General features: G+C 63.8%; 14 protein-coding genes. 2 read left to right on the forward strand and 12 right to left on the reverse strand.

Going from position 1 to position 13407, the window contains the following annotated elements; all coding sequences use genetic code 11:
• Positions 1-64: 64 nt before the first annotated feature.
• On the reverse strand, positions 65-1252 hold the full coding sequence (gene nhaA / locus DNK59_RS21595; protein WP_110724536.1) for a Na+/H+ antiporter NhaA: 1188 nt from the start codon (positions 1250-1252) through the stop codon (positions 65-67).
• A gap of 321 nt (positions 1253-1573) precedes the next feature.
• Here nhaA and DNK59_RS21600 point away from each other — a divergent pair, with 321 nt between their 5' ends.
• Positions 1574-2668: a PLP-dependent cysteine synthase family protein gene (locus DNK59_RS21600; protein WP_110724537.1), complete on the forward strand. Its 1095-nt coding sequence runs from the start codon at positions 1574-1576 to the stop codon at positions 2666-2668.
• A 132-nt stretch (positions 2669-2800) separates the two neighbouring features.
• Here the strand turns inward: DNK59_RS21600 and DNK59_RS21605 are convergent, their stop codons facing one another.
• From DNK59_RS21605 to DNK59_RS21615, 3 genes are all read right to left on the reverse strand, one after another.
• Positions 2801-4414, reverse strand: coding sequence for an NAD(P)/FAD-dependent oxidoreductase (locus DNK59_RS21605; RefSeq protein ID WP_110724538.1), 1614 nt, complete (start codon positions 4412-4414; stop codon positions 2801-2803).
• A 112-nt stretch (positions 4415-4526) separates the two neighbouring features.
• Entirely contained in the window at positions 4527-5204 is a 678-nt protein-coding gene (locus DNK59_RS21610) for a COG3650 family protein (protein WP_177431283.1), read from the reverse strand.
• A 190-nt stretch (positions 5205-5394) separates the two neighbouring features.
• Entirely contained in the window at positions 5395-5994 is a 600-nt protein-coding gene (locus DNK59_RS21615) for a short chain dehydrogenase (protein ID WP_092320215.1), read from the reverse strand.
• A 104-nt stretch (positions 5995-6098) separates the two neighbouring features.
• Between DNK59_RS21615 and DNK59_RS21620 the strand changes: the two genes are divergently transcribed.
• A complete protein-coding gene (locus DNK59_RS21620) occupies positions 6099-7007 on the forward strand; it encodes a LysR family transcriptional regulator (protein WP_110724540.1) in 909 nt (302 codons plus the stop codon).
• A 71-nt stretch (positions 7008-7078) separates the two neighbouring features.
• Here DNK59_RS21620 and DNK59_RS21625 read toward each other — a convergent pair whose 3' ends face one another.
• The 8 genes from DNK59_RS21625 to livH form a co-directional block, all read right to left on the reverse strand.
• Complete coding sequence (locus DNK59_RS21625) at positions 7079-7588, reverse strand: DoxX family protein (RefSeq protein ID WP_110724541.1); 510 nt, start codon at positions 7586-7588, stop codon at positions 7079-7081.
• A 2-nt stretch (positions 7589-7590) separates the two neighbouring features.
• Positions 7591-8361, reverse strand: a complete 771-nt coding sequence (locus DNK59_RS21630) for a DNA-binding domain-containing protein (protein WP_110724542.1) — start codon at positions 8359-8361, stop codon at positions 7591-7593.
• Complete coding sequence (locus DNK59_RS21635) at positions 8358-9248, reverse strand: DUF692 domain-containing protein (protein ID WP_110724543.1); 891 nt, start codon at positions 9246-9248, stop codon at positions 8358-8360. The genes DNK59_RS21630 and DNK59_RS21635 overlap by 4 nt, the downstream gene beginning before the upstream one ends.
• Before the next feature lie 25 nt (positions 9249-9273).
• Positions 9274-9576, reverse strand: a complete 303-nt coding sequence (locus tag DNK59_RS21640) for a DUF2282 domain-containing protein (RefSeq protein WP_016967590.1) — start codon at positions 9574-9576, stop codon at positions 9274-9276.
• A 155-nt stretch (positions 9577-9731) separates the two neighbouring features.
• Positions 9732-10433, reverse strand: coding sequence for an ABC transporter ATP-binding protein (locus DNK59_RS21645; protein WP_092320220.1), 702 nt, complete (start codon positions 10431-10433; stop codon positions 9732-9734).
• Complete coding sequence (gene livG, locus DNK59_RS21650; RefSeq protein WP_060837861.1) at positions 10434-11201, reverse strand: high-affinity branched-chain amino acid ABC transporter ATP-binding protein LivG; 768 nt, start codon at positions 11199-11201, stop codon at positions 10434-10436. It lies immediately after the preceding gene.
• Positions 11198-12454 (reverse strand): high-affinity branched-chain amino acid ABC transporter permease LivM, encoded by a 1257-nt coding sequence (locus DNK59_RS21655; protein ID WP_110724544.1) that lies wholly within the window; start codon positions 12452-12454, stop codon positions 11198-11200. Before DNK59_RS21655 ends, livG begins: the two co-directional genes overlap by 4 nt.
• Entirely contained in the window at positions 12451-13374 is a 924-nt protein-coding gene (gene livH / locus DNK59_RS21660; protein ID WP_011059641.1) for a high-affinity branched-chain amino acid ABC transporter permease LivH, read from the reverse strand. The genes DNK59_RS21655 and livH overlap by 4 nt, the downstream gene beginning before the upstream one ends.
• Between the last annotated feature and the right edge of the window lie 33 nt (positions 13375-13407).

A 13407-nucleotide genomic window follows, 5' to 3' on the forward strand; every position in this document is an offset into this window, starting at 1 on the left:
AACAAAACCCCGGCCAGGCAACTGGTCGGGGTTTTGTGTTTTCAGGCGGTTGGATCCTGTTTGATCAGGAGCTCAGCGCCGTGTTCTTGCGACTGGCAGCCGCGGTGACGGCGTAACCGATCAGTGCCGCCAGCAGCGAGCCGGTGAGAATTCCCATGCGATCCATGCCTGCGTAGTCGCTGCTGCCGGGCTCAAAGGCCAGGGAGCCGACGAACAGGCTCATGGTGAAGCCGATACCGCAGAGAATCGCCACCCCGAGGATCTGCCCCCAGTTGGCGCCGGCCGGCAAGGCCGTAAGTCCGGCTTTGACCGCGAGCCAGCTGAGGCCGAACACGCCGATGGTCTTGCCCAGCAACAGGCCGATGGCGATGCCCATCGGTACATGGTGGGTGAAGCTCTCAAGGGTTACGCCGCTCAGGGACAGGCCGGCGTTGGCGAAGGCGAACAGTGGCAGGATGCCGAACGCCACCCAGGGATGCAGAGCATGTTCCAGGGCTTGCGAGGGCGAGGGCTCGGCATTGCGGGTGCGCAGGGGAATACAGAACGCCAGGGTCACGCCGGCCAGGGTGGCATGGACGCCACTCTTGAGTACGCAAACCCAGAGAATCAGGCCGATGATCATGTATGGCCCGAGTTTCACTACCCCCATGCGGTTCATCGCCACCAGGGCGGCGATACAGGCGGCCGCCAGCATCAGCGACAGGGTCGACAGGGCGCCGGAGTAGAAGATCGCGATGATCACGATGGCCCCCAGGTCATCGATGATCGCCAGGGTCATGAGGAACAGCTTCAGCGAGGTCGGTACGCGCTTGCCCAGCAGCGCCAGGACGCCCAGGGCGAAAGCGATGTCGGTGGCGGTCGGGATCGCCCAGCCATTGAGTGCTGCGGGGTTGTCCCGGTTGAGAAACCAGTAGATCAGCGCCGGGACCAGCATGCCGCCAATGGCCGCCATGCCCGGCAGGACGATTTGCGAAGGCTTGGACAGTTGCCCTTCCAGGACTTCGCGCTTGACCTCAAGGCCGATCAGCAGGAAGAACAGCGCCATCAGGCCGTCGTTGATCCACAGCAACAGCGGTTTGGCGATCTTCAAGGCGCCTATCTGCGCTACCACCGGGGTTTCCAGCAGGCCGTTGTACAGCCAGGACAGCGGCGAATTGTTGATGATGAGAGCCAGGATGGCAGCGGCGATCAATAACAGACCGCTGGCAGCTTCCATGGCAAAGAAACGAGTGAAAGTGCTACGCAGAGGCAAGGTCGCTCTCCATCTAAATCTGAAAATAGGTGGCACACCCTAACCTGTGCAGTTAGTTGTTAAAACAAAAATTATATTCTTTTTTGTTATATGCAGAGGCTAAAGGGCCCGCTTAAAAATGCTCGTTTGCAGTTGTGTTTCCAATTGCTTCTCAGCTGTACCTGTAAGCCCTGAAAGTTATTTCATAACATGTCTGATCCGGGGCGTTGCGGGACATTTTTCCAGAGAAAAGGCCTGTGAGCCCCGCCCCCGGACCATCCAACATTGGGTGCATTTCATCTTCTTGCGCCGGTACGGCGTTCGATCTGACGAGAATAGAACATGAGCGACAATCGCCAGTGGGCCCGCGAGGCCATCCGCATCATCGAAGCCGACTTCCAGCGCAGCGCCGACACCCACCTGATTCCATTGCCGTTGCCGGGACAGCCGGGCATCGAGCTGTATTTCAAGGATGAATCCAGCCATCCCACCGGCAGTCTCAAGCATCGTCTGGCCCGCTCGCTGTTTCTCTATGCGCTGTGTAACGGCTGGCTCAAGCCCGGCGCGCCGGTGATCGAGGCTTCCAGCGGCTCGACGGCGATTTCCGAGGCCTATTTCGCCCGTTTGCTGGGCCTGCCGTTCATTGCCGTGATGCCCGCGACCACCTCCCAGGAGAAGATCGCCCAGATCGCTTTCTACGGTGGCAAGAGCCATCTGGTGCAGGACCCGACGCAGATCTATGCCGAGTCCGAGCGCCTGGCCCGCGAGAGCGGCGGCCACTTCATGGATCAGTTCACTTACGCCGAGCGCGCCACCGACTGGCGGGCCAACAACAACATCGCCGAATCGATCTTCCAGCAGTTGCGCTTCGAGCGTTATCCCGAGCCCAGCTGGCTGATCTCCAGCCCGGGCACAGGCGGCACCACCGCGACCCTGGGGCGCTATGTGCGCTATCGCCAGCACTGCACCCGGGTACTGTGTGCCGACGCTGAGCGTTCGGTGTTCTTCGACTACTACCAGAGCGGCGATGCCAGTCTGCGCCTGGATTGCGGTTCGCGAATCGAAGGCATCGGCCGGCCGCGGGTCGAGGCGTCGTTCCTGCCCAAGGTGATCGACGCCATGGTCAAGGTGCCGGATGCCCTGTCCCTGGCAGCCATGCACTACCTGGCCCAGCGCCTGGGGCGGCGGGTGGGCGGCTCCAGCGGCACCAACCTGATCGGAGCGCTGATGGCCGCCGAGCACATGGCCGCGGCCGGCGAGACGGGTTCGATCGTGGCGATTCTCTGTGACGGTGGCGAGCGTTATGCGACCACCTACTACGATGAGCAGTGGCTGGCAGAGCAGGGGTATGAACTGGCGGCGTTGATCGATGCGGTGGCGGCCAGCGTCGAGCGTGGCGAGGCACTTCCGGCCAGCGTATTGCGCGCCGGCATCTGAACCTGTCGTAGGAGCCGGCTTGCCGGCGAAGAGGCCCTTGAGCCTTGCGTGGTTCTGGACGACACCTTCGCCGGCAAGCCAGCTCCTACGGTAGGCGGTAGGAGCCGGCTTGCCGGCGAAAGGGCCGTTGCGTCAGGCCTGAATGCCGAGGATGTCGCGGGCCACGGCTTCGGCAATGCGAATCCCGTCGACCCCGGCGGAGAGAATCCCCCCGGCATAACCGGCGCCCTCACCGGCCGGGTACAGCCCCTTCACATTCAGGCTCTGCATCGAGACATCGCGAGTGATGCGCAGTGGCGATGAGGTGCGGGTCTCGATACCGGTCAGCACCGCGTCGTGCAGCGAGTAGCCCTTGATCTGCCGCTCAAAGGCCGGCAACGCTTCACGAATGGCTTCGATGGCGAAGTCCGGCAACGCCAGGGCCAGGTCGCCCAGGCTCACGCCGGGCTTGTAGGAGGGCTCGACGCTGCCCAGGGCGGTGGTCGGCTTGCCGGCGATGAAGTCGCCCACCAGCTGTGCCGGGGCCTGATAGTTGCTGCCCCCGAGGACAAAGGCGTGGGATTCCAGACGCTCCTGCAGCTCGATACCCGCCAGCGGGCCGCCCGGGTAATCCACTTCCGGAGTAATGCCGACCACGATGCCGGAGTTGGCGTTGCGCTCGTTGCGCGAGTACTGGCTCATGCCGTTGGTCACCACCCGGTTCGGTTCGGAGGTGGCGGCGACCACAGTGCCGCCCGGGCACATGCAGAAGCTGTAGACCGAACGGCCGTTCTTGGCGTGGTGCACCAGCTTGTAGTCGGCGGCGCCGAGTTTCGGGTGGCCGGCGTACTTGCCCAGGCGCGCGCTGTCGATCAGCGATTGCGGGTGCTCGATGCGGAAACCCACCGAGAACGGCTTGGCTTCCATGTACACGCCACGGCTATGAAGCATGCGGAAGGTGTCGCGGGCGCTGTGGCCCAGGGCCAGGATCACGTGCCGCGAATGCAGCTGTTCGCCGCTGGCCAGCTCCACGCCCTGCAGTTGGCCGTCTTCGATCAGCACGTCGGTCACCCGCTGCTCGAAGCGCACTTCACCGCCCAGGGCGATGATCTGCTGGCGCATGTTTTCCACCACGCCGGTCAGGCGGAAGGTGCCGATGTGCGGCTTGCTGACGTAGAGGATCTCGTCCGGCGCACCGGCCTTGACGAACTCGTGGAGCACCTTGCGGCCGTGGTGTTGCGGGTCCTTGATCTGGCTGTAGAGCTTGCCGTCGGAGAAGGTCCCGGCACCGCCTTCGCCGAACTGCACGTTGGACTCGGGGTTGAGCACGCTCTTGCGCCACAGGCCCCAGGTGTCCTTGGTGCGCTGGCGCACTTCCTTGCCGCGTTCGAGGATGATCGGCTTGAAGCCCATCTGTGCCAGCAACAGGCCGGCGAAGATCCCGCAAGGGCCGAAACCCACCACGATCGGCCGCTCGCTCAGCTCTGCCGGAGCCTGGCCCACCACCTTGTAGCTGACATCCGGCGCCGGGTTGACGTTACGGTCGTCGGCGAACTTGAGCAGCAGCGGCGCTTCGTCGCGCACGCTGAGGTCGATGGTGTAGATGAAGCACAGCTCGGATGACTTCTTGCGGGCGTCGTAGCTGCGTTTGAACAAGGTGAAATCGAGCAGCTCATCGCTGGCGATTCCCAGGCGCTGCACGATAGCGGCGCGCAGGTCTTCATCGGGATGGTCGATCGGCAACTTGAGTTCGGTGATTCGTAACATGACAGGGTCCGGGTAGGCGGTGCGCAACAGTGCGCCGGCTTGCTTTGCACAAACCGGCGATTATAAGCCGCAATCCTCCCTCGCCGTGAGGCTAAAACCGCTGCTCGTCGAATCAGTCGTTGCGCGAGCCGCCGAAATAGCCGCAACCGCGCTGCACCTGACCGTCCACCCGCAGTTCGGCACTGAGGTGCTGGACGCTGCCGGTCACCGGGTCGACGCAACGCTGCGGCGCTACCCAGAGCTCCACGCGCTGGTGATTGGCTTCGCTGGTGAGGTTGAAACGGCCGTCCCCCAGCTGTTCTTCCAGATAGGGCAGGGCCAGGGTCGGCTGGCCGGCGCGTTCGATCATCATGCCCTTGGCGCTGACGTCGACGTTCCAGGCCGGGTTCTTGCTGCCTGCCCGCAGGATCAGGCGCTGGAAGTTCGGGTCGCCGCAGGCACCGGCGGAGCGCTCGACGCGGTACAGCTGGCGCAGGTCCAGTTGGCCGTCGCTGCTGCCACTGGCAGAGAACTTGCCGCGCAGGTCGGCGAACAGCTTGCCCTGTTTCTCCGCCAGGGTGGCGGCCTCTTGCAGCACGCTGGTGCCGCCGCCGTCACTGACCGCATAACGGCGATCCTCAGTGCAGGGCTTGAACAGCAACTTGCCGTCCGCCGCACTGAGTTCACCCTGCATCCGGGTCAGCCCGGCCATGGACGGCACCTGGGGCTGAGGGTTGAACATCGGCAGCATCTGGCAGCCGGCAAACAGCGGTAGCAGGGCGAAACAAAGCAGTGAACGGGCAGTGCGCATCATCGGGCCTCCAAGCGGGAGCCGACACGTTACGCAGCCCGCCCGGTCACCACAACCCCGGATTGCCCGCAGCAGCGCCATCAACCGTAGGAGCCGGCTTGCCGGCGAAGAGGCCCTGAGGCCTTGTGTTGTCCGGGAGGGCGTCTTCGCTGGCGAGCCAGCTTCTACACAAGCCAGCTCATAAGCCGGCTTAGCCGACGCGGTAGGTCTGGCCGGTCTGCAGGCCTTCCACGCTCTTGGCGTAAGCCAGGGCCACGTCAGCCGCCGGCACCGGCTTGAAGCCGCGGAAGTACGGGGCGTAGCTGTCCATGGCTTCCAGCAGCACGTTGGGGCTGATCGAGTTGATCCGCAGGCCACGGGGCAGTTCGATGGCGGCGGCGCGCACGAAGCTGTCGAGGGCGCCGTTGACCAGGGCCGCCGAAGCGCCGCTGCGGATCGGGTCGTGGCTCAAGATGCCAGTGGTGAAGGTGAAGGACGCACCGTCGTTGGCGTACTCGCGACCGATCAGCAGCAGGTTGACCTGGCCCATCAGCTTGTCCCTGAGGCCCAGCTCGAAGTGCTCGGCGGTCATCTCCGCCAGGGGCGCGAAGGTGACGTTGCCGGCGGCGCAGACCAGCGCATCGAAGCGCCCGGTTTTCTCGAACAGGGCGCGGATCGATTGGCTGTCGCTGATATCCACCTGGAACTCGCCGCTGGTGCGGCCGATGCGTACCACTTGGTGACGTTGCTCCAGCTCGCGTGCGACCGCCGAACCAATAGTGCCGTTGGCACCGATCAAGAGAATCTTCATGGTTTGTTCCTCGAAAGGGGGGAAGAGCTTGCAGTCTAGAGTGGTTTTTTTTCGTGGATTAACGCGCTAATAGGCAACCTTTGGTTTTCAAATGGAAACAGTCCATGAGCGAGATGGATGATCTGGCGGCGTTTGCCGTGCTGGTGGAGGCGGGCAGCTTTACCCTGGCGGCCCAACGCCTGGGGTGCAGCAAGGGCCAGTTGTCCAAGCGCCTCAGCGCCCTGGAGGCGCGCTACGCGGTGGTGCTGTTGCAACGCACCACCCGGCGCCTGGACCTGACCGCCGCCGGCGCGGCGTTGCTGCCCCAGGCCCAGGCGCTGGTGGCCCAGGTCGAACGGGCGCATCAGGCCCTGGCGCGGCTCAAGGACGACATGGCCGGGCCGGTGCGCCTGACCGTACCGGTGTCCCTGGGCGAAACCTTTTTCGACGGCCTGCTGCTGGAGTTCTCCCGGCACTATCCCCAGGTGCAGATCGAGCTGGACCTGAACAACAGCTACCGCGACCTGACCCGGGACGGTTTTGACCTGGCCGTGCGTTCCGAGGTGGCCAGCGACCAGCGCCTGGTGGCCCGGCCATTGCTGGCCTGGCATGAAATGACCTGCGCCAGCCCGGCCTATCTGGAGCAATACGGTGAGCCGCAGACCCCCGCGCAGCTGGCCGAGCATCGCTGCCTGCTCAACAGCCACTACAGCGGGCGGGAAGAGTGGCTCTATCACCAGCGTCACGAGCTGCTGCGGGTGCGGGTTTCCGGGCCCTTTGCCAGCAATCACTACAACCTGTTGAAGAAGGCCGCCCTGGTGGGAGCCGGAATCGCCCGGCTGCCGTCCTATGTGCTGCACAGCGAGTTGGCCGATGGGCGCTTGCGCTGGCTGTTGCGGGACTACCAGACCCGCAGCATGCCGATGTACCTGGTGCACCCCTATCAGGGCGGCCTGCCCAGGCGCACCCAGGTACTGGCCGATTACCTGATGGACTGGTTCCGCCGCAGTGGCGAGGCCCTGGATCGCTTGTAGCCTCATGTTCCTGGGGCGGGGTGCCACCGCCAGCCGCCGGTTTGAAGCGCTTGAAGCTCCTGCGGCTACAGCTACAGCGTGCTGCGCTGGAAGTGCCGGGCCAGCAGGTGGTCGAGGGACAACACTCCAGGGCCCTTGGCCATCAGCAACAGGAGGATCGCCGCCCAGGTGCCGTGGGTCGGGTAGGCGTCGGGGTAGACGAAGAGTTGGATGGTCAGGGTCATCCCCAGCAACGCCAGGGCGGAGAAACGCGTGGCCAGTCCCAGCAGGATCAGCACCGGGAAAAAGTGCTCGGCGAAGGCCGCCAGGTGCGCCGCCACTTCCGGGCTCAGCAAGGGCACGTGGTATTCGCTCTGGAACAGGGGAATGGTGGAGTCGGCCAGGCGCGGCCAGCCCAGTTCGAAAGTCCCGGAGAACAGGTCGATGGCCAGTCCTTCGATCTTGGTCTGGCCGGATTTCCAGAACACCGCGGCGATGGAAAACCGCGCGATAAAGGCGATCAGGCTGTAGGGAATGCGCTCGAACCCTTGAATGATCCGGTGCAGCAGTCCGCTAGCGGGGGCAGGTGTCTGGGTGTTCATGGTCACGCCTTCTGGTGAGGTTGCAGATCGATAAGGGCGCCGTGGGCCAGCAGCAGGCCCAGGCACTGGCCCAGGTCGAAGTCGGCCTGGGCATCCAGGGCATAGGCCGCCGCGACTTCCAGCGGCCAGTGATTGCGCAGAGCGTCGATGAAGGTCATGGCGCCGAGGTCCAAGGCAATCACCTCGACCTCCAAAGCGTTGCGCAGCACCAGGGCGTGCTGGCCCTGGTGCAGGTCGAACGCCGGCCAGGCGGCATCGCTCTGGTGAGCGGCCCACAGGCTGACGACGGCGAAGGCCGAGTGCAGGGTGCGCAGTGATGGATGCAGTCGCAGGCACAGCTGGCCGAGGCGATCGGGCTGGTTCATCGCCGCCAGCAACCGGGCCGGTGGCAGGGGCTCGGCGTCGGCGGCGTGATAAGCCTCGACCCGCAGCCGTTCCAGGCGCGCCATATCGGCCAGATAAGGCAGGGCCGCCGCCGGAGCGAAGCCCTGGATGAAGTCCGCCAGGTCCTGGCCGTAGTCGTTGAGCAACGGGCTGTGTGGGGGGAAATCCTGCACGTACAGGCGGGCCATGGCGCTGAAGAATGTCTGTCCCACCAGTTGCGCCACCACCGGGTAGGCCTCGGTGAGGGCATTGATCAGCGAGCCTTGCACGTTGTTGCGATAGACCGCGAAGCGGCTGGCCGGATCGGCGCCGTTACTGCTGCAGAGCCCCGCCGGGCAGGTGGGTTCGGCGCTCAGTAGCGCCTGGGCAAAACAGGCGTGGTTGCTCATGGCTGCACCTGCGCCTGGTGCAACAGCGCCTGTGCCTGAGCGGCCTCCTCCAGCAGGGTGGTCAGGCTCGGCACCTGATTGTCTCGTTCGATCAGGGTGGCCATGGGGCCGATCCGCTCCAGCGCCTGCTGGTACAGGGCCCAGACTTCCCGGTCCACCGGGGCGCCGTGGTCATCGATCAACAGGCGATCGCCGAGGCTGTCCCGGTCCTCGGCGAACCCGGCCAGATGAATCTCGCCCACCGCGTGTAGGGGCAGTGCCTGCAGGTAGGCCAGGGGATCGCGCTGGTGGTTGATGCAGGAGACGTAGAGGTTGTTGACGTCCAGCAGCAGGCCGCAGCCGCTGCGCTGGATCACTTCGCGGATGAAGTCCGTCTCGTCCAGGGTCGAGCGTTGGAACTGCAGGTAGGTGGCGGGGTTTTCCAGCAGCATGGTGCGCCCCAGGTGATTCTGCAGTTGATCGATGTGTTCGCAGACCCGTTGCAGGGTCGGCACGTCGTAGGCCAGGGGCAGCAGGTCGTTGAGAAACACCGGGCCGTGGCTGGACCAGGCCAGGTGTTCGGAAAAGGACTGGGGTTGATAGCGCTCGATCAACACCGCCAGGCGCCGCAGGTGCTCGCTGTCCAGGGGGCCTTCGCCACCGATGGACAGGCCGACGCCGTGCAGCGACAGCGAATAGTCTGCGCGGATCAACCCCAGGTAATGATGGAAGGGCCCGCCCGCCACCATGTAGTTCTCGGCATGCACCTCGAAAAAGCCGATATCGGGCCGCTGTTCGAGGACGTCCTTGAAGTGTTCGCTCTTGAGCCCCAGGCCTGCGCGGGGCGGCAGGCTCGGGGTGCACGCCTGAATGTCGTGGCGGGTGTTGTGGATCAGGGCGCTGTTCATTATCGACACTCAGGCTTATGCGGGATCAGGACTTGGCTTTGAAGGCTTCGAGCTGGCCGAAGCCGGTGGGCGAGGTGCTGCTGGCGGTTTTTTCGCAAGTGCCCTTGGGCACCAGTTTCCAGGCATTGGCCTGATCGTTGACCTTGGAAGTTCCGGCGCAGGTGGTGCCGGCGCCCGCGGCGCAATCGTTCTTGCCCTTCATGGCCACGCCGAAGCACTTCTCCATGTCGTCGGCGGCATGGGCAGTGGTGGACACCGCGGCGATGCTCAGGGCGGAGCCCAGGGCCAGGACCAGGGCGGTGGCGGACAGAGTGCGAGTGGTGCTCATGGTGTTTCTCCGGATCGGGGTGGGTTCAAGAAAGCGTGTTTGCTTGCTTATCCCTCTAGAGAAGGCACCTGGGGATTTGTTACAGCCCGGGGCGGAGTTTTTTATTCCGGAATGAAAAAACGGCCCCGAAGGGCCGTTTTCATTGAGGTGCGTGCTTAGCCGCCCAGATACGCTTCGCGTACCTTCGGATCGGTCAGCAGCGCCTCGCCGGTGCCTTGCATCACCACCCGGCCGTTTTCCAGCACGTAGGCGCGGTCGGCGATCTTCAGCGCCTGGTTGGCGTTCTGCTCCACCAGGAACACCGTCACGCCGTCGCGGCGCAACTGTTCGATGATGTCGAAGATCTGCTGGATGATGATTGGCGCCAGGCCCAGGGATGGCTCGTCCAGCAGCAACAGCTTGGGCTTGCTCATCAGCGCCCGGCCGATGGCGAGCATCTGCTGCTCGCCGCCGGACATGGTGCCGCCGCGCTGGGTGAAGCGCTCCTTGAGCCGTGGGAACAGCGCCAGGACCTTGTCCATCTGTTCCTGGTAGTCGCCCTTGTCGGTGAAGAAGCCGCCCATGGCGAGGTTTTCCTCCACGGTCAGGCGGGCGAATACCCGGCGGCCTTCGGGAACCACGGCAATGCTCTTGCGCATGATCTGCGCCGAGCTTTGCCCCACCAGCTCTTCACCCAGGTAACGGATGCTGCCGCTGTGGGCCTGCGGCGAGCCGCAGAGGGTCATCAGCAGGGTGGACTTGCCAGCACCGTTGGCGCCGATCAGGGTAACGATTTCGCCCTGGCGGATCTCGACGTTGACGCTGTGCAACGCCTGGATCTTGCCGTAGAAGGTGGAAACGTTTTCGAACTGCAGCATTTACGCTTCCCCCAGGTAGGCTTTGATCACTTCGGGATTGTCGCGGATCTGTTCCGGCGTACCGTCGGCCAGGGGCGTGCCCTGGTTGATCACGACGATATGGTCGGAAATGCTCATGACCAGCTTCATGTCGTGCTCGATCAGCAGCACGGTGACGTTGTGCTCCTCACGCAGCACGCTGATCAGCGCCTTGAGGTCCTCGGTTTCCTTGGGGTTGAGGCCGGCGGCCGGTTCGTCGAGCATGAGGATCCGTGGACGGGTCATCATGCAGCGGGCGATTTCCAGGCGCCGTTGTTGACCGTAGGCCAGGGTCCCGGCGGGGCGGTTGGCGAACTCCCGCAGGTTGACCTTGTCCAGCCAGTAGCCTGCGTACTCCATGGCCTCGCGCTCGCTCTTGCGGAACGCCGGGGTCTTGAACAGACCGGCCAGGAAGTTGGTGTTCAGGTGCCGGTGCTGGGCGATCAGCAGGTTCTCGACCGCGGTCATGTCCTTGAACAGGCGCACGTTCTGGAAGGTCCGCACCACGCCCTTGCGGGCGATCTTGTGGCCCGGCAGGCCCTCGATCGGCTCGCCGTCCAGAAGGATGCTGCCGGCGCTGGGCTGGTAGAAACCGGTCAGGCAGTTGAACACCGTGGTCTTGCCGGCGCCGTTCGGGCCGATCAATGCCACCACTTGTTTTTCCTTGACGGTCAGGGCCACGCCATTGACCGCCAGCAGGCCGCCGAAACGCATCGACAGGCCGGTTACTTTGAGGATCTCGCGGCTCATTTGCGCAGCTCCATGTGAGGACGTTGCATGGGCAGCAGACCTTGAGGACGCCAGATCATCATCAGCACCATCATGGCGCCGAACATCAACATCCGGTATTCGCTGAATTCACGCATCAGTTCAGGCAAGAGGATCATCACGATCGCCGCCAGGATCACCCCCAACTGCGAGCCCATGCCACCGAGCACGACGATGGCGAGAATGATCGCCGACTCGATGAAGGTGAAGGATTCCGGGGTCACCAGGCCTTGGCGCGCGGCGAAGAAGCTGCCGGCAAACCCGGCGAACGCGGCGCCCAGGGTAAAGGCCGAGAGCTTGATCACGGTGGGGTTCAGGCCCAGGGCGCGGCAGGCGATCTCGTCTTCACGCAGGGCTTCCCAGGCGCGGCCAATCGGCATGCGCAGCAGGCGGTTGATGACGAACAGCGCTCCCAGCGCCAGCAGCAGGGCCACCAGGTAGAGGAAGATCACCTTGTTGATCGAGTTGTATTCCAGGCCGAAGAACTCGTGGAAGGTCTGCAGGCCTTCCGCCGCCTTGCGCTCGAAGGTCAGGCCGAAGAACGTCGGCTTCTCGATGTTGCTGATGCCGTTCGGGCCGCCGGTGAGATCGGTCATGTTGCGCAGCAGCAGACGGATGATCTCGCCAAAGCCCAGGGTCACGATGGCCAGGTAGTCGCCGCGCAGGCGCAGCACCGGGAACCCCAGCAGGAAGCCGAAGGTGGCCGCCATCATCCCGGCGATCGGCAGGCAGATCCAGAAGCTCAGGCCGAAATAGTGCGACAGCAGCGCGTAGCTGTAGGCGCCCACGGCGTAGAAGCCCACGTAGCCCAGGTCCAGCAGGCCGGCCAGACCCACCACGATGTTCAGGCCCAGGCCCAGCATCACGTAGATCAGGATCAGGGTGGCAATGTCCACCGCGCCGCGGGAGCCGAAGAACGGCCAGATCAGGGCGCCAAGGATCAACGCCAGGATGATCCAGCGCTGAGTGCTGGGCAGGGTCAGGAAGTTGCTGGCCTTGGCCGGGATCAGCGGCATGCTGGGAGAGGACTTCCAGGCGGCGCTGATCTGGCTGTGGAACAGCACCCGCAGGAACATCAGCACCGAGCACAGCGCGATGGTGGCGAGAATGGCCGGGCTGGTGTCGTGGACTTCCAGGTTGATGCCGACGATGGTCAGTTTCAGGCCCAGCACCGGGTAGGCGACGGCCCAGACCAACAGGGCGCTGAACAGCGCCGATTTAAGATTCCTAGTCATACTTTCTCAACCTCCGGACGGCCCAGAATGCCGGTCGGACGGAACAACAGCACCAGAACCAACAGGCCGAACGCCACGACGTCCTTGTACTGGTCGCCGAACACGTCGGCGCCAAAGGCTTCGGCCACCCCCAGCACCAGCCCGCCGAGCATCGCGCCCGGGATACTGCCGATGCCGCCCAAGACCGCTGCGGTGAAGGCCTTCAGGCCCACCAGGAAACCGGCGTTGGGGTTGATCACACCGTATTGCATGCTCAGCAGCACGGCGGCGATGGCCGCCAGTGCGGCGCCGATCACGAAGGTCAGGGCGATGATGTTGTTGGTATTGATCCCCAGGAGGTTGGCCATCTTGATGTCCTCGGCACAGGCGCGGCAGGCGCGTCCCAGGCGAGAGCGGGAGATGAACAGCGTCAGGCCGAGCATGGCGATGAGGGTCACCACGAATACCACGATCTGCATGTAGGAAATCAGCACTTCGTGTGCGCCACCTGGCCCGATGGAGAAGTTGCCCGGGATCAGGTTGGGAATGGATTTGTCCTTGGAGTCCTGCGCCAGCAGAACGGTGTTCTGCAGGAAGATCGACATGCCGATGGCCGATATCAGCGGGATCAGGCGGTTACTGCCACGCAATGGGCGGTAGGCGATCCGTTCGATGCTGTAGCCGTAGGCACTGGTTACCACGATGCTCGCGATGAAGGCTGCGGTCATCAACAGCGGGACACTGTCGAGTCCCATCATGGCCAGCCCGGCGATGGCGATGAACGCCACGTAGGAGCCGATCATGTATACCTCGCCGTGGGCGAAGTTGATCATTCCAATGATGCCGTAGACCATCGTGTAGCCGATGGCGATCAGGGCATACGTGCTGCCAACGGTCAGACCGTTAACCAGCTGTTGGAAAAAGTGATAGATGTCAGGCATTACAACGCTCCTAAAAACCTGATACGCATTTCA

The sequence above is a fragment of the Pseudomonas sp. TKO26 genome (assembly GCF_003225665.1).
Lineage (GTDB): Bacteria > Pseudomonadota > Gammaproteobacteria > Pseudomonadales > Pseudomonadaceae > Aquipseudomonas > Aquipseudomonas saponiphila.

What these genes read in the sequence shown, in the direction of transcription:
- DNK59_RS21605 (WP_110724538.1), bottom strand. Translation starts at nt 4,414, where the DNA reads ATGTTACGAATCACCGAACTCAAGTTGCCGATCGACCATCCCGATGAA.
- livH (WP_011059641.1), bottom strand. Translation starts at nt 13,374, where the DNA reads ATGCCTGACATCTATCACTTTTTCCAACAGCTGGTTAACGGTCTGACC.
- DNK59_RS21635 (WP_110724543.1), bottom strand. Translation starts at nt 9,248, where the DNA reads ATGAACAGCGCCCTGATCCACAACACCCGCCACGACATTCAGGCGTGC.
- DNK59_RS21600 (WP_110724537.1), top strand. Translation starts at nt 1,574, where the DNA reads ATGAGCGACAATCGCCAGTGGGCCCGCGAGGCCATCCGCATCATCGAA.
- DNK59_RS21620 (WP_110724540.1), top strand. Translation starts at nt 6,099, where the DNA reads ATGAGCGAGATGGATGATCTGGCGGCGTTTGCCGTGCTGGTGGAGGCG.
- DNK59_RS21630 (WP_110724542.1), bottom strand. Translation starts at nt 8,361, where the DNA reads ATGAGCAACCACGCCTGTTTTGCCCAGGCGCTACTGAGCGCCGAACCC.
- livG (WP_060837861.1), bottom strand. Translation starts at nt 11,201, where the DNA reads ATGAGCCGCGAGATCCTCAAAGTAACCGGCCTGTCGATGCGTTTCGGC.
- DNK59_RS21615 (WP_092320215.1), bottom strand. Translation starts at nt 5,994, where the DNA reads ATGAAGATTCTCTTGATCGGTGCCAACGGCACTATTGGTTCGGCGGTC.
- DNK59_RS21655 (WP_110724544.1), bottom strand. Translation starts at nt 12,454, where the DNA reads ATGACTAGGAATCTTAAATCGGCGCTGTTCAGCGCCCTGTTGGTCTGG.
- DNK59_RS21645 (WP_092320220.1), bottom strand. Translation starts at nt 10,433, where the DNA reads ATGCTGCAGTTCGAAAACGTTTCCACCTTCTACGGCAAGATCCAGGCG.
- DNK59_RS21610 (WP_177431283.1), bottom strand. Translation starts at nt 5,204, where the DNA reads ATGCGCACTGCCCGTTCACTGCTTTGTTTCGCCCTGCTACCGCTGTTT.
- DNK59_RS21640 (WP_016967590.1), bottom strand. Translation starts at nt 9,576, where the DNA reads ATGAGCACCACTCGCACTCTGTCCGCCACCGCCCTGGTCCTGGCCCTG.
- DNK59_RS21625 (WP_110724541.1), bottom strand. Translation starts at nt 7,588, where the DNA reads ATGAACACCCAGACACCTGCCCCCGCTAGCGGACTGCTGCACCGGATC.